General features: G+C 70.0%; 15 protein-coding genes. 13 read left to right on the top strand and 2 right to left on the bottom strand.

The annotated features are described in order from the left end of the window. Nucleotide 1: 1 nt before the first annotated feature. Nucleotides 2–1,297, bottom strand: coding sequence for an ABC transporter substrate-binding protein (locus MXD95_RS10935; protein ID WP_250640469.1), 1,296 nt, complete (start codon nucleotides 1,295–1,297; stop codon nucleotides 2–4). Nucleotides 1,298–1,668: 371 nt separating this feature from the next. On the opposite strand from MXD95_RS10935, the gene MXD95_RS10930 reads away from it, so the two are divergent. The 13 genes from MXD95_RS10930 to MXD95_RS10870 all read left to right on the top strand — a co-directional run bounded on the left by MXD95_RS10930 (nucleotide 1,669) and on the right by MXD95_RS10870 (nucleotide 17,465). Continuing rightward, on the top strand, nucleotides 1,669–2,880 hold the full coding sequence (locus MXD95_RS10930) for a CaiB/BaiF CoA transferase family protein (protein ID WP_250640467.1): 1,212 nt from the start codon (nucleotides 1,669–1,671) through the stop codon (nucleotides 2,878–2,880). After that, the gene (locus MXD95_RS10925; protein ID WP_250640464.1) at nucleotides 2,877–3,362 is read left to right on the top strand and encodes a Zn-ribbon domain-containing OB-fold protein; all 486 of its coding nucleotides are present in this window, start codon (nucleotides 2,877–2,879) and stop codon (nucleotides 3,360–3,362) included. Before MXD95_RS10930 ends, MXD95_RS10925 begins: the two co-directional genes overlap by 4 nt. Next, the gene (locus MXD95_RS10920; RefSeq protein WP_250640462.1) at nucleotides 3,359–4,561 is read left to right on the top strand and encodes a thiolase family protein; all 1,203 of its coding nucleotides are present in this window, start codon (nucleotides 3,359–3,361) and stop codon (nucleotides 4,559–4,561) included. The genes MXD95_RS10925 and MXD95_RS10920 overlap by 4 nt, the downstream gene beginning before the upstream one ends. A gap of 147 nt (nucleotides 4,562–4,708) precedes the next feature. Further along, nucleotides 4,709–6,178 carry an aldehyde dehydrogenase family protein gene (locus tag MXD95_RS10915; protein WP_250640461.1) on the top strand — a complete coding sequence of 490 codons (1,470 nt, stop codon included), beginning with the start codon at nucleotides 4,709–4,711 and terminating at the stop codon, nucleotides 6,176–6,178. Nucleotides 6,179–6,219: 41 nt separating this feature from the next. Next, entirely contained in the window at nucleotides 6,220–7,428 is a 1,209-nt protein-coding gene (locus MXD95_RS10910) for an amidohydrolase family protein (protein WP_250640460.1), read from the top strand. 75 nt (nucleotides 7,429–7,503) lie between these two features. Then, nucleotides 7,504–8,745, top strand: coding sequence for a cytochrome P450 (locus MXD95_RS10905; RefSeq protein ID WP_250640459.1), 1,242 nt, complete (start codon nucleotides 7,504–7,506; stop codon nucleotides 8,743–8,745). An 87-nt stretch (nucleotides 8,746–8,832) separates the two neighbouring features. Next, a complete protein-coding gene (locus tag MXD95_RS10900) occupies nucleotides 8,833–9,267 on the top strand; it encodes a nitroreductase family deazaflavin-dependent oxidoreductase (RefSeq protein WP_250640458.1) in 435 nt (144 codons plus the stop codon). Nucleotides 9,268–9,349: 82 nt separating this feature from the next. Beyond that, the gene (locus MXD95_RS10895; protein WP_250640457.1) at nucleotides 9,350–9,982 is read left to right on the top strand and encodes a TetR/AcrR family transcriptional regulator; all 633 of its coding nucleotides are present in this window, start codon (nucleotides 9,350–9,352) and stop codon (nucleotides 9,980–9,982) included. A 215-nt stretch (nucleotides 9,983–10,197) separates the two neighbouring features. After that, a complete protein-coding gene (locus MXD95_RS10890; protein ID WP_250640452.1) occupies nucleotides 10,198–11,841 on the top strand; it encodes an AMP-binding protein in 1,644 nt (547 codons plus the stop codon). Between the two features lie 506 nt (nucleotides 11,842–12,347). Next, on the top strand, nucleotides 12,348–13,190 hold the full coding sequence (locus tag MXD95_RS10885) for an alkaline phosphatase family protein (protein WP_250640451.1): 843 nt from the start codon (nucleotides 12,348–12,350) through the stop codon (nucleotides 13,188–13,190). Nucleotides 13,191–13,196: 6 nt separating this feature from the next. After that, nucleotides 13,197–14,657, top strand: a complete 1,461-nt coding sequence (locus MXD95_RS10880; RefSeq protein ID WP_250640450.1) for an MFS transporter — start codon at nucleotides 13,197–13,199, stop codon at nucleotides 14,655–14,657. After that, nucleotides 14,654–15,676, top strand: a complete 1,023-nt coding sequence (locus MXD95_RS10875) for a TolB family protein (protein WP_250640449.1) — start codon at nucleotides 14,654–14,656, stop codon at nucleotides 15,674–15,676. Before MXD95_RS10880 ends, MXD95_RS10875 begins: the two co-directional genes overlap by 4 nt. Nucleotides 15,677–15,887: 211 nt before the next feature. Further along, nucleotides 15,888–17,465, top strand: coding sequence for a Na+/H+ antiporter (locus MXD95_RS10870; protein WP_250640448.1), 1,578 nt, complete (start codon nucleotides 15,888–15,890; stop codon nucleotides 17,463–17,465). 179 nt (nucleotides 17,466–17,644) lie between these two features. Here MXD95_RS10870 and MXD95_RS10865 read toward each other — a convergent pair whose 3' ends face one another. Then, the gene (locus MXD95_RS10865; RefSeq protein ID WP_250640447.1) at nucleotides 17,645–19,360 is read right to left on the bottom strand and encodes a 2-isopropylmalate synthase; all 1,716 of its coding nucleotides are present in this window, start codon (nucleotides 19,358–19,360) and stop codon (nucleotides 17,645–17,647) included. Nucleotides 19,361–19,686: the final 326 nt, after the last annotated feature.

The raw sequence follows: 19,686 nt of genomic DNA, 5'->3' as shown, positions 1-19,686 counted from the left end.
ACTAGGTGGTGCCGCCGACGGTGTAGGCCGCCGGATTGCCCTTGCCGTCGAGCTTGCTGATCAGTCCGCCCTTGACGCAGGAGGCCGGGTCACCGGCGACCGCGGCACCGTTGCACTGGAACGTCAGCCCGCCCGCGCCCGGGAGCTCTGTGCGCGGCATCGCCTTGAGCGCCGCGGTGATGCTCGCCGGCGTGACGTCGCCCTTCAGGGCCGCTGTCCCGGCCTGCAGGCCGGAGAGAGCCGTGAAGATGCTGAGGCTGGCGTCGCGGGTCGTGTCGATGTCCTTGCCGTAGGTGCCCGCGACGGCGTTCCAGAGCTGGGTGGACGGGTTGTCCGTGCCGAGCGGGACGGTGGCCGCGATGCTGATGCCGTCCAGCACGCTGCCTGGGACGGAGGTACGGGTCGCGTCGCTGATGCACTGCGCGATGGCGGAGATCCCGCCGCTGAACCCGACGGCCTGCAGGCCCTTGAAGGCGCTGATGCAGAACGAGTCGTTTCCGAGGACGAACACGTCCCCACCGCTGTTCGCCACCTGCTGCATCTGCGGCGTCATGTCCGCGGCGCCGGGGGCGATGGCGAGCAACCTGTACCCGATGCCGGCCTTGCTGAACAGCGCAGGGGCCTTCTCCTGCAGCAGGCCCTTGGCCGCCGGCACGTCGATGACGACCGCGGTGATCTGCTTGGCCTTGTCCTTCTCCGCGAGCTGCAGCGGGAGGCCGATGAGCGCGAAGGTCGGGTCGGCGAGCACGAAGGTGTTCTTGCTGTCGGCGAGCATCGAGGCTGTGCTCACCGAGTAGAACACCGTCGGGATGTTCGCGTTGTGCAGGGGCGTCCAGGCGCTCTCCTGCGCGGACACGCCACCGATCACGACGGCGGCCACGTCCTGCTCGATCATCTGGTTGGCACAGTCCGTGGTCTTCGACACGTCGGACTGGGCCGCACAGGTCACCAGCTGGATCGGGTGCCCGGCGATGCCGGCCTTGTGATCGTTGAGGTAGCCGGCGGTGGCCCTGCCGGCGGTGAACTCGATCGACTGATCGACGATCGACGACTTGCCGTCGGAGATCAGCCCGATCTTCACGGGGGTGCCGGTCGCCTTCGACAGCGGGCCCAGCACGTTCGCGGCGGGCGTCGAGCTCGCGGTCGAACCGCCGCCGGCGCTGCCGCCACTGCCGCAGGCCGACAGGACGAGCAGGCTCGCCGCCAGTCCACCGGCCAGGGCACCTAATCGGACGGCCGAGCGTGGAGCCACCAGTCTGCGACCAGGAGCCTCGGCGCGGGAGCCGTACTTCCGCATGAGCGGATACCTCGATTCGTTGGTTTGTCGCGACCCTCATGATCAATTGTCGATTGATGACCAAGATCTCCCGCCCGGAGCATGGGTGGCGACGATCCGGCGGCCATGCGACGCGATGCCGGTGAGCTCCGCCGACAGCCGGGCGGAGTGGCTGTGAGGAGGATCGCAACACCATCTAGAGAAGTCAACGTTCTACTGAAAACGAGATTAGGTATTCCCAAGCCAGGAGCCGCGACTTACAGTCAGTCGGGCGGTCTCGGGATCAGCCCGGCGACGCAACGGGCCGAGGTCCCACCGCCGACGGCATGGCCGCGCATGGACCGCGCCCGATCGGACGCGGTCGTCATCGATCAGAGGGAGGAGGGTGCCGCATGGGAAAGGGTGCATTCGACGGCTTACGCGTGGTCGAGCTCGCCCAGTGGGTGTTCGTGCCGGTGGCCGGCGCGTTACTGGCCGACTGGGGAGCCGATGTCGTCCGGGTCGAACGGCTCGAGGGCGACCCTTATCGCGCGCTCGCGACCCAGGGCATCGGCACCGACGGTGGCGGCGTGAACCTCTCGGTCGCGCTCGCCAACCGAGGCAAGCGCTCGATCGCCCTCGACCTGCGCAGCGACGCCGGACGAGCGGCGCTCGACAAGCTGCTGGCGACCGCCGACGTCTTCCTCACCAACGTCCGGCCCGGCGCCCTAGCCCGCCTCGGCCTCGACGCGCAGGCGCTGACCGCCCGCTTCCCCCGCCTCGTCTACGCCCACGGCCACGGCTTCGGCGTGCGCGGGCCGAGCGCCGACCGGCAGGGCTATGACTCGTCGGCGTTCTGGGCCCAGGGCGGGATGGCCCACGTCCTGACCCCGCCGGACCGCGACATGCCGATCGGCCAGCGCGGCGCGATGGGCGACCGCAACGGCGCGATGGCGCTGGCCTTCGGGATCGCGACCGCGCTGCTGGGCCGCGAGCGGACCGGTGCGGGTTCCGTCGTCGATGTCTCCCTGCTGGCGACCGCGATGTGGACGCTGTCCTCCGACGTGCTCGCGGCGCTCGCCGGTGGCACGCCACGGGCGGCGAGCGGCCGGCAGGGGTATGTGAATCCCGTGGTGGGCGCGTACCGGACCAGCGACGGGCGACACATCCAACTCGTGTTCCTGGAGGCCGACCGCTACTGGGCCCCGTTCTGCGAGTTGATCGGCCGGGACGACCTGGCCGCTGACCCGCGCTTCGCCGACCTGCGGTCCAGGGCGACGCACAAGGACGCCTGCATCGACGAGCTCGAGGCCGAGTTCGCCAGGCGAACCTTCGCCGAGTGGAAGGAACTGCTCGCCCGGCTGGACGCACCCTGGGCGCCGATCCAGGCCATCGAGGAACTGTTGGCCGACGAGCAGGTGCTCGCCAACGACTACGTCGGTGAGGTCACCCTCGACGACGGCCCGACCTACCGGCTGCCGAACGTCCCCGTGCAGTTCGACGGAGCGCCGGCGCGGCTGCGGCGCGCGCCGGAGCACGGCGAGCACACCGAGGCGATCCTGCTCGACCTGGGCTACACCTGGGACGAGATCGCGGCGCTGCAGGATGCCGGGGCGATCCCGTGACCTCGCCGGCCGCACCGGCCGCACCGAGCCGGCCCCTTCCAGTCCCGGACGAGGTCTCGGCCACGTACTGGGAGGCGGCGGCCAGGCACGTACTGACCGTTGCCCGCTGCGGCACCTGCGCCACCTACGTCATCCCGCCCGACCAGATCTGCCCAGCGTGCGGCAGCTCCGACCCTGGGTTCGCCTTCGCGCCCGTGAGCGGGCGGGGTGTCGTGCGGTCGTGGACGGTCGTGCGGCAGGCGTTCCTGCCGGGGTTCGAGGTCCCGTTCGTGCTCGTCGACGTCGAGCTTGCCGTGCAGGCCGGGCTGCGCACGATCGGTCGCCTGGTGGACGGGGTGGACGCCCCGCTGGTGCTGGGCGCGGCGGTCGAGGTGGCATTCGAGGACGTCACGCCCGAGGTGTCCGTCCCCGCCTTCCGGCTGGCGGGAGTCGGGCCCGCGGGTACCGATCAGGCGGGCACCGGTCAGGCGGGCGCACCGTGAGCGGCCGGATGGCCGCAAGCGGCCAGGTCGCGATCGTCGGCTACGCGCACAGCGACATCCGTCGACACGCACCGCGGCCGCTCGGCGCGCTCACCGTCGACACCGCCCGTGCCGCCATCGCGGACGCCGGACTCGCGCCAGCCGACGTGGACGGGTTCGTGGCGGCCTCGCTGTTCCCGACGTCCGGTGCCCATGCCATCGAGGACGGCGTGAGCACCGTGACGGCGCAGTGGCTCGCGGGCCACATCGGCACCGAGGTGCGCTACACGGCGGGCTTCCAGGGCATCGGGCAGCTACCCGGGGCCGTGGCACTCGCCGTCGGCGCCCTCACCACCGGCGCGGCCGAGTACGTGCTGCTGCACCGGGCGCTGCACAACCCGCCCGGCAGCTACCACGGCAACCCGATGACCCGCGTCGGTGGCCCGCTGCAGTGGACGGCGCCGCAGGGCTTCTTCGGCCCACTGTCGATGATCGCCTTCCCGTACAACGAGTATCTCCAGCGCTACGGCGCCAGCCGGGAGACGACCGCGCTCGTCGTGGCCGAGGCGCGCAAGAACGGCGCCCGCATCCCGTGGTCGGTCTGGCACGACCGGCCGCTCAGCGTCGAGGAGTACCTGGCGGCGCCGATGCTCAGCGACCCGATCTGCCGATACGACTGCGACATGCCCGTCGACGGGGTTGCCGCGTTCGTCCTCACGACCGCGGAACGGGCGATGGACCTGCCCAACAGGCCGGTCCACATCGCGGGGTACGCCTCGGCCACGACGCCGGCCCACCGACTGCCGCTGCACTGGCCGCTGGACGACATCATGGCCGCCGGCACCGGCCTCGCCGGCCGGCTGTGGGACGCCACCGGGATCCGGCCTGACCAGGTCGACCTGCCCCAGATGTATGACGGCTTCTCGCCGTTCGTCTACTTCTGGCTCGAATCGCTCGGTATCTGCCCGGTGGGCGAGGCGCACCGTCTGGTCGAGGCCGGCGGGATCGACAGCGACAAACCCGACGCGTTGCCGGTGCTCTCCGGCGGCGGGGCTCTGGGCACCGGTCGCATGCACGGCGTCCCCCAGATGCTCGAGTGCTATCTGCAGCTGTCCGGCCGCGCGGGAGAGCGTCAGCGCGAGCGCGCGACGGTGGGCGTCGCCTGCCAGTCCTCGCCCCACTTCGGCGGCGCGGTCGTCTACACGTCCGATCCGGTCTGACCCGAACTCGGGCGGGCGGGTTCTCGACACCTGCCCCCGCGCACGCCGACCAGCCCAGCACCGCCGGTGGACGTTGACGCGGCCGGAGCAGGAAGACCGGTGCCGGAAGGGCCGGGACAGGGCCGAGACAGGAAGGAGCGAGCCCTCGTGACAGAGATCCTCGCCGAACGCACCTCGTACATCGCTGGTGCCTGGGCCGACGGCGGCCAACCGTTCGACGTCGAAAACCCGGCCGACGAGACGACCGTCGCGAGTGTCGCGGCGGCGTCACCCGCGGATGTCGAGCGGGCCATCCTCGCGGCACGCGACAGCTTCGACCACGGTGTCTGGGCGGACACCCCGGCGGCCGAGCGGGCCACCGTGCTACGCGCGATGATCGACGAGCTGGAACGCGCCCACGAGCGGCTCGTCGCCACGATGATCGCCGAGGCGGGGCAGCCGACCCTGTTCGCCGAGTTCGCGCAGTACGCGGCCGGGATCACGCTCGCGCGCGGCACGATCGACCTGTATCTGTCGCTGCCGCACGAGGAGGCCAACCCGGTCCCCCTCGACGAGCTGATCCGCGGCGGGGTCAGGGCCAGCATCCGTCGGTTCGAGCCGGTCGGCGTCGTCTCGGCGATCACGCCGTACAACGGCGCGATCATCATGGCGTTCCAGAAGCTGCTGCCGGCGCTCATGGCCGGCAACTCGGTGGTGCTGCGACCTAGCCCGCTGACGCCGATCTCGTCGCTGGTCTTCGGAAGTGCCGCGCACGCGGTGGGCCTGCCGGCCGGCGTGCTGAGCATCGTCATCGAGGACGGCTCGGCCGGCGCCGAGCTGATGACCAGCCACCCCGCGGTCGACATGGTGTCGTTCACCGGCTCGACGGCGGTGGGCCGCGGCATCCTCGCCCAGGCCGCGCCGACGGTGAAGCACGTGGCGCTGGAGCTGGGCGGCAAATCGGCGCAGATCTACCTGCCGGACGCGGTCGAGAAGGTCGGCGCGGGCGCCGCGGCGGTGGTCGCGCTGACGGCGGGCCAGGCCTGCGTCGCCGCGACCCGGATGATCGTGCCCGCCGACCGCAAGGACGAAGTCGTCGAGATCGTCTCCCGGACGTACGGCGCGTTGAAGGTCGGCGCCCCGACCGACCCCGCGTCGACGATGGGGCCGCTCATCAACGACGCGGCCCGCGCCCGGTGCGCCCGCGTCATCGCGGCGGCGGAGCGGCACGGCGCCAAGATCGCCCAGGGTGGCGGCCGGCCCGCGGGCCTCGGCGCCGGCTACTACGTCGAGCCGACGGTGCTCGACCTGCCGGACAACAGCAACCCGGCCGCGCAGGAGGAGATCTTCGGCCCGGTCATCAGCGTGCTGGGCTACCGCGACCTCGACGACGCGGTGCGCATCGCCAACGACAGTCCCTACGGTCTGTCCGGCCAGGTCTACGGCGCCGACGTCACCGCGGCGACGGCCGTCGCCCGCCGGCTGCGGACCGGCGCGGTGAACGTGAACGCCGGTCTGTTCAGCGCCTATGCGCCGAGCGGTGGCTACAAGCAGAGCGGCCTCGGCCGCGAACGCGGGCCCGACGGAATTCGATCCTTCCAGGAGATCAAGCATATCTCCGTCGGTGATCTCCGCTGAGAGCGCCGGTTTCGCGATCCGATCGATCCACAGGAGGAAGTGTGACCTCGAACCTGAACCTCGACTGGCTGATCTCTGTTGACGACCACGTGCTGGAGCCGCCGCATCTGTGGGTCGAGCGCGTCGCGGCCAAGGATCGCGACCGCGCCCCGCACATGGAGGTCGACAGCACGGGCATGGACTACTGGGTCTACGACGGCAGGAAGTTCCCGTCGTCCGGCCTGTCCGCCGTCGTCGGCAGGTCCAAGGAGGAGTTCTCCCCGGAACCGCTGGCCTACAAGGACATGCGCCCGGGATGCTACGACGCCGCCGAGCGCATCAAGGACATGAACCAGGCCGGGGTCCTCGCCTCGTTGTGCTTCCCGACCCTGCCCCGGTTCTGCGGGCAGATGTTCTACGAGGCGTCCGACCGCGAGTTCGGCCTGGAGTGCCTGAAGATCTACAACGACTGGATGCTCGAGGAATGGTGCGGTGCGGCGCCCGGCCGCTACATTCCACTCACCCTGATCCCATTGTGGGACCCGCAGCTCGCGGTCGCGGAAATGGAGCGCTGCGCGGCGAAGGGCTCGACCTCGTTCGCGTTCTCCGAGAACCCCGAGCCGCTGGGCCTGCCGACGATTCACGACCCGTCCGGCTACTGGGAGCCGGTGCTGGCCGCGGCCAACGACCTGCGGATGGTCGTCTCGATGCATGTTGGCTCGTCGTCGCAGGTACCGAAGATCGCCTCGAACACACCCTTCCTGGCAAACCTGACCTGGGGCGCGATGCGCACCTCCGGCACGATGCTGTCCTGGCTGTTCTCCGGGCATCTTCAGCGCCACCCGAATCTGAAGATCGCCCTGTCGGAGGGTGAGGTCGGCTGGATGCCCTACTACCTGGAGCGGGCCGAGCAGGTTCTCGACAAGCAGCGCTACTGGATCCAGCGCGGAGCCTTCTTCGCCGACCACCAGGCCGTGACCAACGCCGACCTCGACACCCTCGACATCCGCCAGCTCTTCCGCGATCACATCTACGGCTGCTTCATCGAGGACCACCACGGCATCGCCAGCCTGGCAGAAATCGGCGAGGACAACATCATGTGCGAGACGGACTACCCGCACTCCGACTCGACCTGGCCGAACTGCATCCAGACCGTCAAGGGCATCATCAGCCACCTGCCGGAGGAGACCCAGTACAAGCTGCTGCGCGGCAACGCGGAGAAGCTCTACCGCTTCACCCCGGCCGAACCCCCTGTTCTGGCCGGCGTCTGACATGGCCGGCAACGACACCGTCACGGTTGTTGATCCCACGGGTGCGCTGAGCTTGGCCCGAGACAAGGAACAGACGTGACCGCCACCCACCTCCTGGACCGAGAGCGCGTCCGGAAGTTGTTCGACCTGCGCAGCAGCTACAACCTCGCCACCGGCGGCGACTACGGGTCGGATCCCAACCCCGTCTGGCACGAACTGCGCGAGCGGGCACCCGTCCATCCGGGCACGGTCCACGAGCTGACCGGCTACCAGGGCGACGCCTTCTTTCACGGCCTTCCCGAGTCGGACAGGCCGCACTTCTCCACCTTCAGCTTCGCCGTCTGCGACGAGGTCTACCGCAACGAGAAGCTGTTCTCCTCGTCCACGGACCTCGGCACCCAGGGCGACATCGGCGTCGGCACGAGCCTGCTGACAATGGGCGGCAACCGCCACCGCCGCTATCGCGCGCTGGTCCAGCCGTCCTTCGTGCCGGCGAAGGCCAAATGGTGGGGCGTGAACTGGATCGAACAGACCGTCGCCCTCCTCGTCGACAGCTTCGAGAACGACGGCCGCGCCGAGCTCAACGTCGATTTCTGCGCGGCCATCCCGGTGTTGACGATCACCAGCAGCTTCGGTGTCCCCGTCGAGCAGGCGCTGGACCTCCGCGAGGTCCTGATGGAAACACCGAAGGTCATCGAAAGGATCGCCCCGATCGTCGCGGCGCGCCGGGCGGAGCCCAAGGACGACCTGATCAGCATCCTCGTCGCAGCCGAGGTGGTTGACGAGGATGGCACCAGGCACCACCTGTCCGACGCGGAGATCTACTCCTTCGCCGTCCTGCTCCTGCTCGCCGGTTCCGGCACCACCTGGAAGCAGATGGGCATCACCCTGACCGCCCTGCTGTCGCGGCCCGAGGCGCTGGCCGAGGTCAGGGAGGACCGCACACTCCTGAAAGCGGCCATCGAGGAGTCGTTGCGCTGGTGCCCGACCGACCCGATGTTCTCCCGCTGGGTCACCGCGGACGTCGACTTCCACGGCGTGCACCTGCCGAAGGGCTCGGTCATCCATCTCTGTATCGGCGCCGCGAACCGGGACCCGGCGCGCTGGGAGCGCCCGGACGAGTTCGACATCCACCGGCCGATGAAACGGTCGCTCGGCTTCGGCGGTGGCCCGCACATCTGCCTGGGCATGCACGTCGCCCGGGCGGAGATCACGACCGGCGTCAACGCTCTGCTCGACCGGCTACCGAACCTACGACTCGACCCCGACGCCGCGCAGCCGCAGCTGATCGGAATGTACGAACGCGGCGCGACCGAAATCCCCGTGCTGTTCGGCTGACCGCATTCCGTCCCGAGACGAGACGGTCGGCCGATTCCACCCGGACCGGCAGCCGATTCCACCCGGACCAGCAGAAGGGCTCGCACGATGAGTACACCGAGCTACCAGGCCCCCGATCTCCTGCTCGTGGGCGACGAGCACGTGCAGCGCTATCGCGAGACGGACGGCGAGGTCGGCTACCGCTGGAACGGCGTGACCACGCTGCTGCTCACCACGACCGGGCGCAAGTCCGGCCAGCCCCGCACCACCGCGCTCATCTTCGCCAGGGACGGCGACGATTTTCTGGTCGTGGCGTCGATGGGTGGCGCTCCGAAGCACCCGCTGTGGTACCGGAATCTGCTGGCGGACCCGAACGCCGAGATCCAGGTCCGCGGCGAGAAGTTCAAGGTCCGCGCGTCGACGGCGTCGGACGAGGACAAGCCGCGGCTGTGGGGAATCGTCGCTCGGGCCTGGCCCAACTACAACACCTATCAGACCCGCACCGAGCGGCCTATCCCCGTCGTGGTCCTGTCGCCGGTCTGAGCGCGGGTAGTCTGCTGCCATGGCCTGGGCCGAACGCGCCGCCGACCGATCCCCGGTGGTGAACCGCTCACGATCACGGAGCGTGCAACAGGCGGGGGACATCATCGCGGCCGCCCGTCGCCTGACCGTCACCAAGGGTGCCTCCTTCACGACGCAGGAACTGGTGAAGGAGGCGGGCGTGGCCATGCAGACCTTCTACCGGCATTTCGCGGGAAAGGACCAGCTGCTGCTGGCCGTACTCGGGGATCTCGTCGCGGAGAGCGCGGCGCGCTACGAGGAGGCCGCCCGCGAGCTGCCCGACCCGGTGTCACGGCTGCGGTACTACCTCACGCGGACCGTGTCCGGGCTGTCCAAGGACGTGCCGGGCGGCCGTTTCGTGACCTCGGAGCACTGGCGGCTACGCGAGCGCTATCCGGACGAGGTCGCGGAGGCCGATCATCCATTCGTCGACCTGATCGAGCGGGAGCTGCGCGACGCGCAGGACGCGGGCCTGCTGCCCCCGAGCGACTCCGCGCGCGACGCGCAGATGATCTCACTCGTCACCATGTCGGTCTTCCACCACTATTCGTTCGCGCACGGGCCCTGGGCGCCGGAGGACCTCGGCGAATACCTCTGGGAGTTCTGCCTCGGAGGTATCTGCCGCTCGGACATTCCGCGGCTGCGGGCGACCCTCGAGGGCCTGCGCCAGGCGCCCTCGGACAGCCAGTCCTTCTAGACCACGCAATCCGCCGGCGCAACCCCGCCGGCGCAACCCCGCTGACGCAGCCCCGCCAACCCAACCCGTCGGCCGTCCGCCCGGCACAACCCGCGCGACGCTGCCCGCGCGGCCCAGACCCTTTCTCGGGTCGGCGTCCGCGCTCGCTGGCGCGCGCTCCGGAGCATGGTCCGATCCCTCGCGCCCGGCGGGCGGGAGGGCCGCGAGGAGAGCGCATGTCCGCACAGCGATGGCCGGCCCGAAAGATCCCCGCCGACGTGACCGCCGCGTGGCGGCGCGAGGGCCACTGGGACGACGCGGCCTTCAGCGCGACGATCGACCAGTCGCTACGCGACCACGCCACGCAGGAGTTCCACGTCCACTCCGCCGAGCGGCCCTGGTCGGGAACCTTCGGTGAGCTGCGGGAACGCGCGCTCGCCGTCGCGGGCGGTCTCGCCGCACGTGGGGTGCGTCCCGGTGACACGGTCGCCTTCCAGCTGCCCAACTGGGCCGAGGCCGCCGTCGCCTTCTACGCGACCTCGTTCCTCGGCGCCGTCGTCGTGCCCATCGTCCACTTCTACGGCGTCAAGGAGGTCTCGTACATCCTGCGCCGCACCGAGGTGGTCGCCTTCGTGACCGCGGCGCGGTTCGGCCGCCGCGATTTCCTCGCCGATCTCCCGACCGTCCTGGCCGCCGCGCCGTCGGTCACCGTGGTCGCCGTCGTCGGAGCCGAGGATGAGCCGCTGCCCGCGAACGCCATCCCGTTCGACGCCCTCGCGGACGGCCCGACGCTCGCCGAACCGGCCACGACCGACCCGGACAGCCCGGTCGTCGTCGCCTACACCTCGGGCACGACCTCGGACCCGAAGGGCGTCGTGCACTCCCACAACACGCTCGGCGCGGAGCTGCGTCAGCTCGTCGGCATGGACGCCTCCGGCGGCCGCAACACGCTCACCGGCGCCCCCGTCGGCCATTTCATGGGCATGCTCAACTCGATGCTCATGCCTGCCATGTACGACAGGCCGGTGCATCTCGTCGACGTCTGGGACCCGGCCACGGTGCTGTCTCTGATGCGTACCTGGAAGCTCTCCGCCGGGTCCGGCTCGACCTTCTTCCTGACGAGCCTGCTGGACCATCCCGACTGCACCGCCGAGCACCTGGCCCTGATCGGCTACGTCGGCCTCGGCGGGTCGGCCGTTCCCGTGGCCGTCGGCGAACGAGCGACCCAGGCCGGCATCTCCCTGCTGCGCAGCTACGGCTCGACCGAGCATCCGTCGATCACAGGCTCCCTGCACACGCACGATGCCCGGTCGCGGCTGCGCACGGACGGGCGGCCGATGTCCGGAGTCGAGATCAAACTGCTCGACGACGACGGCAGGCCCGTACCCACCGGGACTCCCGGCGAGATCTGGTCCCGCGGGCCGGACTGCGCCATCGGCTACACCGACCCGGTGCTGACCGAGCGTGCCTTCGACGCCGAAGGCTGGTATCGCACCGAGGACATCGGCGTGCTCGACGAGACCGGTTGCCTGACCATCACCGATCGCAAGAAGGACATCGTCATCCGCGGCGGCGAGAACATCAGCGCGGCCGAGGTCGAGGAGCTCCTGCTCCAGGTCGTGCCCGCGCTGCTCGAGGTCGCCGTCATCGCGGTGCCGGACGACCGGTTCGGCGAGAAGGTCGGCGCGGTGCTGCGGATGGCGCCGGGCACGCCCGCTCCCGGCCTCGACGAGATCCGCGCATCGTTGCTCGGTGCCGGCCTCGGCCGCCAGAAGGTCCCGGAGTACCTGGAAGCCGTGGCGGACTTCCCCCGGACGTCCACGGCCAAAATCATCAAGGCCGAGCTGCGCCGCCGGGCCGCCGCCCGCCTGGCCCCGTAGGGACGCCCGGCCGGCGCAGCGCCGCCACAACCATGATGGTCACGATCTGTGACGGCCATCCCGAGACCGCGAGAGCTCAAGATCCAAAGAGGTTGCTGTGGGGGCATTCGTGTCTGGTTTGCCCCCAGGGCGACCTGGGTAGCGGATCTTGCCTTGCGGCCGGCTGCGGGGTGTAGCGATCACGGGATTCGGTGAGGACGAACTCGCCCGCACCGCCCTGCCGCGTCGTGTCGGTCTCGGTCACGGGGATGCCGGCATCACGGGAGCTCTGGCAGGTATCGCCCCGGTGCGCGTGCGTGCGGGCGCGCGGCGGACGTCAGTAAGTGGGGAATCGGACGCCCTCTGTTTCCCAGGTCGTTGCCGTCTGTGTACTGACGATGACGCTGGCTATCCCTACTCTGATCTTCGCTCGCACCACGGCCCCCGACACCCGTCGGTGGATTCCCTCCGGAGGTCCGCCCGTGTCCCTTGCCCAGACCCTCCGGCGCCCGCGCAACGCTCTGAGCGTGCTAGGCGCCACTCTCGCGCTGGCCGCCGCGTCCATCGGCGTATGGACGGCGCAGCCCGCGCACGCCGCGTCGCTACCCGCACCCGACCACGTCATCGTCGTGATGCTGGAGAACCACGCCTATTCGCAGGTGATCGGCAGCTCAAGCGCTCCCTACATCAACTCCCTGGCGACCGGTGGCGCGAAACTCACCGCCTCCTACGCCATCACCCATCCGAGCCAGCCCAACTACATGGCGATCTTCTCCGGGGGAACCCAGGGCATTACCGGCGACGCCTGCTACACCCCTGGCTTCAGCAGCGCCGCCAACCTCGGCTCCGAGCTGATCGCCGCCGGCAGGACCTGGGGCAGCTACAACGAGGGGCTGCCGTCCGCCGGCTCCACGGTCTGCACCAACAGCAGCACGAAGTACGCACGCAAGCACAACCCCTGGTTCGGGTTCAGCAACGTGCCCACGAGCACCGCCAAGACCTTCGCCCAGTTCCCGACGGACTACACGACCCTGCCGAAGATCTCGTTCGTCGTCCCGAACCTGTGCAATGACATGCACGACTGCTCGGTGAGCACGGGTGACACCTGGCTGCAGAACAACCTCAGCGCCTACGCCACCTGGGCGACGACACACAACAGCCTGCTGATCGTGACCTTCGACGAGGACAACAGTTTCAGCGGCAACCACATCCCGACGGTCATCTACGGGCAGCACGTCACCGCGGGCAGCTCGTCGGCAACCACCTACAACCACTACAACGTGCTGCGCACCCTGGAGGACCTGGCCGGGCTGACCACGCACGCGGGCAGTGCCGCGAGCGCGTCGGACATCACCGGCATCTGGAGTTAGCCGCCCGTGTACCTCGCGGATGCGCCTGCCATCCCCGTTCCTGCTGGCCCGGGCACCGACCCGGGCCAGCAGGCCGCCGCCCACGCCAGGCGACGACTGCTCCCCCGATCCCTGACGTACACGGTCCTCGTGCTGGGAACGGTCAGCTTCATCACCGACGTCTCGTCCGAGATGGTCACGGCTGTCCTCCCGCTCTACCTGGTGACCGAGCTGGGTCTGTCCCCCCTGGGGTTCGGCCTGTTGGACGGCATCTACAACGGCGTCAGCGCCCTGGTTCGCCTCGTCGGAGGCCATGCCGCCGACCGCGGTGGGCGGTACAAGGCAGTGGCCGCCATCGGCTACGGGCTGTCCGCTCTGTGCAAGCCCGCGCTGCTGCTCGCGCACGGGATCGCGTCGATCGGCATGGTGCTCGCGGCCGACCGGACCGGCAAGGGGCTGCGGACCGCGCCGCGCGACGCGATGATCTCGCTCGCCGCACCGGCCGAGACGCAGGCCCGCTCGTTCGGCATCCACCGGGCGATGGACACCGCGGGCGCGCTGCTGGGCCCGGTCATCGCCTTCTACGTGATGCGCGCCGCGGTCGACGGTTTCGACGCCCTGTTCATGGTGAGCTTCTGCATCGCCACGACGGGCGTCGTGGTCCTGCTGCTGTTCGCCCCGGGCCGCGCGGCCATCTCGCGAACGGCCATCTCGCAAACGGCCACGGCGCGTCCGGCCAGGTCCGCACCGGTCGAGGACACCGACCGTACCAAGAACGCCGACCGTACCAAGAACGCCAGCGAGATGACGGTCGCCGCGGACGCGGCGGCCGTGCGTACGCCACAGGAGGTCCACATCTCCCTGCGGGTCGCGTTCGGCCTGCTGCGCCGCCCCGAGGTGCGCCGGCTGGCGGTCTGCGCGCTGCTCCTCGGCCTCGCGACCATCAGCGACTCCTTCGTCTACCTGATCGTGGCGCACGACGGCGGAATATCGGACGGCAGCTTCCCGCTGCTGCCGGTCGGCACGTCCGCGGGCTTCCTGCTGCTCGCGGTCCCGCTCGGGCTGGCCGCGGACCGGTTCGGGCGCTGGCGGGTCTTCCTCGCCGGGCATGTCGGGCTGCTGGCGGCCTACGGGATCCTGCTCACCCGGGTGCACGGCGTCGCGCCGCTGGTCATCGTGCTGTTCCTGCACGGTGCCTTCTACGCCGCGACGGACGGCGTACTCATGGCCGCCGCCGCGAGCGCCGTCCCCGCGGCGCTGCGCTCCAGTGGCCTGGCCCTGGTGCAGACCGGCCAGGCGAACGCCCGGTTCGCCTGCTCGCTGCTGTTCGGCGCCGCCTGGTCGGCCTGGGGTGATCAGGCGGCGCTGGGCGCCGCGACGGTCACCCTCGCGGTCTGCGTCGGCGCGAGCGCGGTGCTGCGCCCCCTGCGGGACACCGGGACCAGCTCCTCGACCGCGGCACAGCCCGTGCGGGATGTGCCGGCATGAGGAACCGCGCCCGGTTGCTCGTGCTGTTCCTGACCGTCCTGGTGCTGGGCGCCGTGTCCATCGGCTGGGTGCGGTATGCCGCCGCGCGCGAGGCGCGCAAGGACCGCCAGCAGGACGGCGGTCCGCCGATGACCTCCGGCCAGGTCACGCTGGCCGCGGGCGCGAGCCGGCGGCTGGTCTTCCGCAGCATGCTCTGGGGCCCGCACCGCGACGAGCTGGCGTCGGTCCCGGCGAACGACGCGGCCGGCCCACGCACCGCCTCGAAGGTTTCCTGCCTGCGTTTCTATGCCGCCGCCGGTACCGGCGTCTGCCTGCGGCGGCTGCCGGGAACACTGGCGGAGAAGTACCAGGCGGTGGTTCTCGACGTGAACCTGCACGAGCGCCGGCACTTCACCGTGAACGGCATTCCCACCCGGGCGCGGGTATCGCCGAGCGGCCGGATGGTGGCCTGGACGGTGTTCGTCAGCGGCGACTCCTACGGGGGCACCCAGTTCTCCACCCGCACATCGATTCTCGACACGAGCACCTGGACACTCGTGCGGTCACTGGAGGACTATCAGGTGATCATGAACGGCAAGGTGCACCACAGCGTCGACGACAACTTCTGGGGCGTCACCTTCGCCGATGACGACCATTTCTACGCGACACTCGGCACCCACGCAAAGACGTACCTCGTGCGCGGGGATGTCCGGGCCCGCACCGTGACCACCCTGCGCGAGAACGTCGAGTGCCCGTCGCTGTCGCCCGACGGGACCAGGCTGGCGTTCAAGAAGCGGGTGGCGGGAGCATCCCCGGACGCTCCGTGGCGCGAGTACGTTCTCGATCTGCGCACCCTGCGCGAGACTCCGCTCGGCGAGCACCGCAGCGTGGACGACCAGGCCGTCTGGCTCGACGACGACACCCTCGTCTACGCCCTCGCGGGGGACTACGGCGCGGATCTGTGGACGATCCCGGCTGACGGGAGCGGCAGCCCGGCCCGACTGATGACCGCGGCGCTCGCGCCCGCCGTGATCGGCTGACCTCGCGCCGCTTCGACCGCGGCGCCCAGAACGTAGCCGCCAGGCCGGGCATGGACGTCGGAGCACTCCCGGCTGCCTTCGGTCGACCAACCATCTCGAGCCTGCGGCGCACGTAAGCTGGCATCGGCGCGCCGGGAAGTCTGGTCGGCACAGAAGCCTGGTTGATGAGGTCCTATCTGTTGGGTCTTGTCAGACCAGAGCTTCGGTTGGCGTGAGACCAGACAGAGTGGAGGGCACCGGCGTGGGGATCGTGCTCGCCCTCGTCATCCTCGCCACCGTCGTCGCGACGTTTGCGCGCCGGCTGTCGGTACCGGCGCCATCCCTGCTGGTCGTCGCCGGTGTGCTGGTAGGCCTGCTACCTGGGGTGCCGCAGGTGCGGGTCGCGCCGGACGTGGTGAGCGTCGTCGTGCTCCCGCCGCTGCTGTACGCCGCGGCCGAGGAACTGTCCTGGCGCGACCTGCGTGCGGTACAGCGCCCGGTGACTATCCTCGCTCTCGGGCTCGTCGTAGCCTCGGCCGCGGCCGTCGGGCTGCTCGCGCTGGCGGTCACTCCGCTGTCGGCGGACATGGCCTTCGTCCTCGGCGCGGTGCTCGCCAGCACGGATCCCGTCGCGGTCTCCGCACTGGGTCGCCGGCTGGCGTTGCCACCTCGGGTACAGGCGCTGGTCCAGGCCGAGAGCCTCTTCAACGACGCCACCAGCCTCGTGCTCTTCCGCGTCGCCGTCGGTATCGCGGTCACCTCAGGTGCGATCTCCTGGGTGCATGTGGTCGGGGAGTTCGTCTGGCTTGCGGGCGGCGGAGCGGTGGTGGGCGCGCTGGTCGCCGCCGGCGTCACCCTGATCCGCCGACGGACCGAGGACCCCGTACTCGAGACCGTGATCGCTCTCGTCACCCCCTACACCTGCTATCTACTGGCAGAGCGGCTAGCAGCCTCTGGGATAAGCGCCGTCGTGGTCGCCGGTGTCATCCTCGGCACGCAGACCGCTGACATCACCACCAGCCGCATCCGGCTGCAGCTGCACGCCGTGTACGGCACCGTCGTGTTCCTGTTGGAAAGCGTCGTGTTCGCGCTGATCGGGCTCCAGCTACCGACGTTGATCCGGGACCTGTCCAGGGCCGGAACGTGGTGGCCACTGGCCGCGCTGGCCATCAGCGGCACCCTTCTTGCCATCCGCGCTGTATGGGTGTTTCCGTTGTCCGCGGCCATGCAGCGGCGCCGGGGTACCCGCCCGTCCTGGCGGGTACCCCTCGTCGTGTCCTGGGCTGGCGCCCGTGGCGTCCTCCCCCTGGCCGCCGCCCTCTCGATACCGCTCACGGACCATGCCGGTCACCCCTTGCAGGACCGCGAACTCGTTCTCCTGCTGACCGCCACCGTCATCGTCATGACCCTCACCGTCCAGGGCTTCACCCTCGCCCCGCTGGTACGCCGAACCGGTATCGCCCTCACATCCCACGACACCATCCTGGAAGGCCTCCGGACCCGGCTGCAGATCACCTACGTCGCCCTGGAACGCCTGGACCAGATGACCGACCTGGAGGTAGCGCCAGAGGTCGTGATCGCCCGGCTCCATCGGGAGCTGACGAGCCGGATCGACCAGCTTGAGGCCGGCAGGCACAACGGACGTCCCGATCCGACCGCGGACTCCTACCGGTGGCTGCGCCGCGACCTCATCGCCGTGGAGAGCGCCGAGCTGAACCGGCTCTACGAAACCGGACACATCAGCGATACCACCCGCCGAAACATCCAGCACGCACTCGACCTGGAGGACACCGGACTAGGCGACGACTGATGAGACCCGGGCGACGTCGTGGTCGCCGAGGGGCCTACTTACGTCACGGCGATCAACACGTTCGTCAGATGACTACACAAGTATGGGTCGGCCCGGGTTGGGGGCCGCATGCCGCCGGCCGATCCCATACCTGGCGATGACCGGCCCCCCGGAGGCAGGGCCGGTCATCGCGGAGCCGGCTATCGCGGCAGGCGGTTGACCGCGGCGATGACGGCGTTGACCGATGCGGTGAGCACGGAGGTGTCCTGGCCGGCGCCCCAGCTATCCGTTCCGTTCCGGCTGACCTGGACGTAGGCCGTCGCGAGGCTGGTCCCGCCGCGCTCCATGGTGTGTTCGCTGTAGGCGACGATCTCCGCCTCGACACCGACCCCAACGAGCAGGGCTGTCAGCGCCGCGAGCGGACCGTTTCCGGTCGCCCTGGCACTCGTCCCAGTGCCGGAGATCGACAGTTCGGCCACGAACTCGTGCTCGCCCGCGGCTGTCTCGGTGGTCCGCCAGGCGAGCAGCACGACCGGCCCGTCGTACCCGGGAGCCAGGTAGCGGGTCTGGAACATCTCCCACAGTTCCTTGGGCGCGAGCTCTCGGCCGTCGCGGTCGGCGGTCTGCTGTGCGGCCCGGGCAAAGTCGACCTGCAGGTTCCTGGGGAGTTTCAGGCCGTGGTGCAGGTTCAGCAGGTGTGCGATGCCGCCCTTGCCGGACTGGCTGTTCACCCGGATCAGTGCCTCGTAGGTGCGCCCGACGTCCGCCGGGTCGATCGGCAGGTACGGCACGGCCCACGGAGCCCGGCCCGCCGGCGCTGAGAGCTCAGCGGCGCGGGCTGCGTGATGCGCAAGTCCTTTGCTGATCGCGTCCTGGTGGGTGCCGGAGAAGGCTGTGTACGCCAGCTCGCCGCCGTAGGGGTGCCGGGGATGAATCGGCATCCGGTTGCAGTGCTCGACAGTGTCCCGGATGACGTCGATGTCCGAGAAGTCGATCATCGGGTTGATGCCCTGGGAGTAGAGGTTGAGGGCGAGGGTGACCAGGTCGACGTTGCCGGTGCGCTCGCCGTTGCCGAACAGGCAGCCCTCGACGCGTTGCGCGCCGGCGAGCAGTGCCAGCTCCGCGCACGCGACCCCGGTGCCGCGGTCGTTGTGCGGGTGGACGGAGAGGATCACTGAGTCCCGCCGGTCCAGGTTGCGGTGCATGTACTCGATCTGGTCGGCGTAGATGTTCGGCGTGGAGATCTCGACCGTCGCCGGCAGATTGTGGATGACCGGCCGTTGCGGACAGGCGTCCCACAGTTCGGTGAAGGTGTTGCAGATCTCCAGCGCGAAGTCGGGTTCGGTCGCGTTGAAGACCTCGGGGGAGAACTGGAAGCGGACGTCCGGGCAGTGCGGTGCCTCGGCGAGCCGGGCCATGTGCCCGGCGGCGTCGCTGGCCAGCGCCAGCAGGTCCGCGCGGTCGCGACCGAGGACGACCTGCCGCCAGACCGGGGCCGTCGCGACGTAGAGGTGGACCACGACCCGAGGCATCCCGCCGGTGCTCGGTATCCCGGCGATCGACTCGAAGGTCCGTTCGATGAGGTCGCGCCGTGCCGGCGTGAACACCACCACCGTGACGTCCGGTGGGACGGCGTCGTCCTCGACCAGATGCCGGACGAAGTCGAAGTCGGTCTGGCTGGCCGAGGGATAGCCGATCTCGATCTCCTTGAAGCCCATGGCGACGAAGAGATCGAACATGGTTCGCTTGCGTGGCGTGTCCATGGGTTCGCGCAGGGCCTGGTTGCCGTCCCGCAGGTCCACCGGAACCCACAACGGCGCGGTGTCGACGCGGCGCGTCGGCCAGCCCCGGGCGGACGGGTCGACGCCGGGCAGGTTCACCCGCTCGTGGACGGGCTCGTACCGCTGGTGGGGCATGGAGCTGGGGCGCTGCGGATTCCAGGCGGGCGCGTGGGTCGGCCTGGTGCCCCGGGGCCGGATCAGCGTGGGAAAGCTGACCGCGGTGGCGAGGGAGGCGGGGGCTGCCCCGGCGGGGGCTGAGGAGGTGTCGGCGGGCGGCGCCGAGGCAGGCAGCCTGGAGGAATGAACGGACATGGGAGTGGTCGGCCTTCCGGCTCGGTCATACCTGGTCGACCGGCAGCACGACATTCCACCGCGGCGGGGTGCCGGTCATGTCAGGCCCCGCCGCGGCGGAGAAGAAGCAGCCACACGCCCAGCGTCACGGGCGTAGCATACTCCAGGTC

Source organism: Frankia sp. AiPa1, assembly GCF_023243075.1.
GTDB lineage: Bacteria > Actinomycetota > Actinomycetes > Frankiales > Frankiaceae > Frankia.
The sequence above is the reverse complement of the archived record's forward strand: the minus strand, read 5'-3'. Positions and strand labels throughout refer to the sequence as shown.

Excerpts from the sequence above, each read along its gene's own strand:
- MXD95_RS10935 (WP_250640469.1), bottom strand. The coding sequence starts at position 1,297 with ATGCGGAAGTACGGCTCCCGCGCCGAGGCTCCTGGTCGCAGACTGGTG.
- MXD95_RS10930 (WP_250640467.1), top strand. The coding sequence starts at position 1,669 with ATGGGAAAGGGTGCATTCGACGGCTTACGCGTGGTCGAGCTCGCCCAG.
- MXD95_RS10900 (WP_250640458.1), top strand. The coding sequence starts at position 8,833 with ATGAGTACACCGAGCTACCAGGCCCCCGATCTCCTGCTCGTGGGCGAC.
- MXD95_RS10890 (WP_250640452.1), top strand. The coding sequence starts at position 10,198 with ATGTCCGCACAGCGATGGCCGGCCCGAAAGATCCCCGCCGACGTGACC.
- MXD95_RS10875 (WP_250640449.1), top strand. The coding sequence starts at position 14,654 with ATGAGGAACCGCGCCCGGTTGCTCGTGCTGTTCCTGACCGTCCTGGTG.
- MXD95_RS10865 (WP_250640447.1), bottom strand. The coding sequence starts at position 19,360 with ATGCCCCACCAGCGGTACGAGCCCGTCCACGAGCGGGTGAACCTGCCC.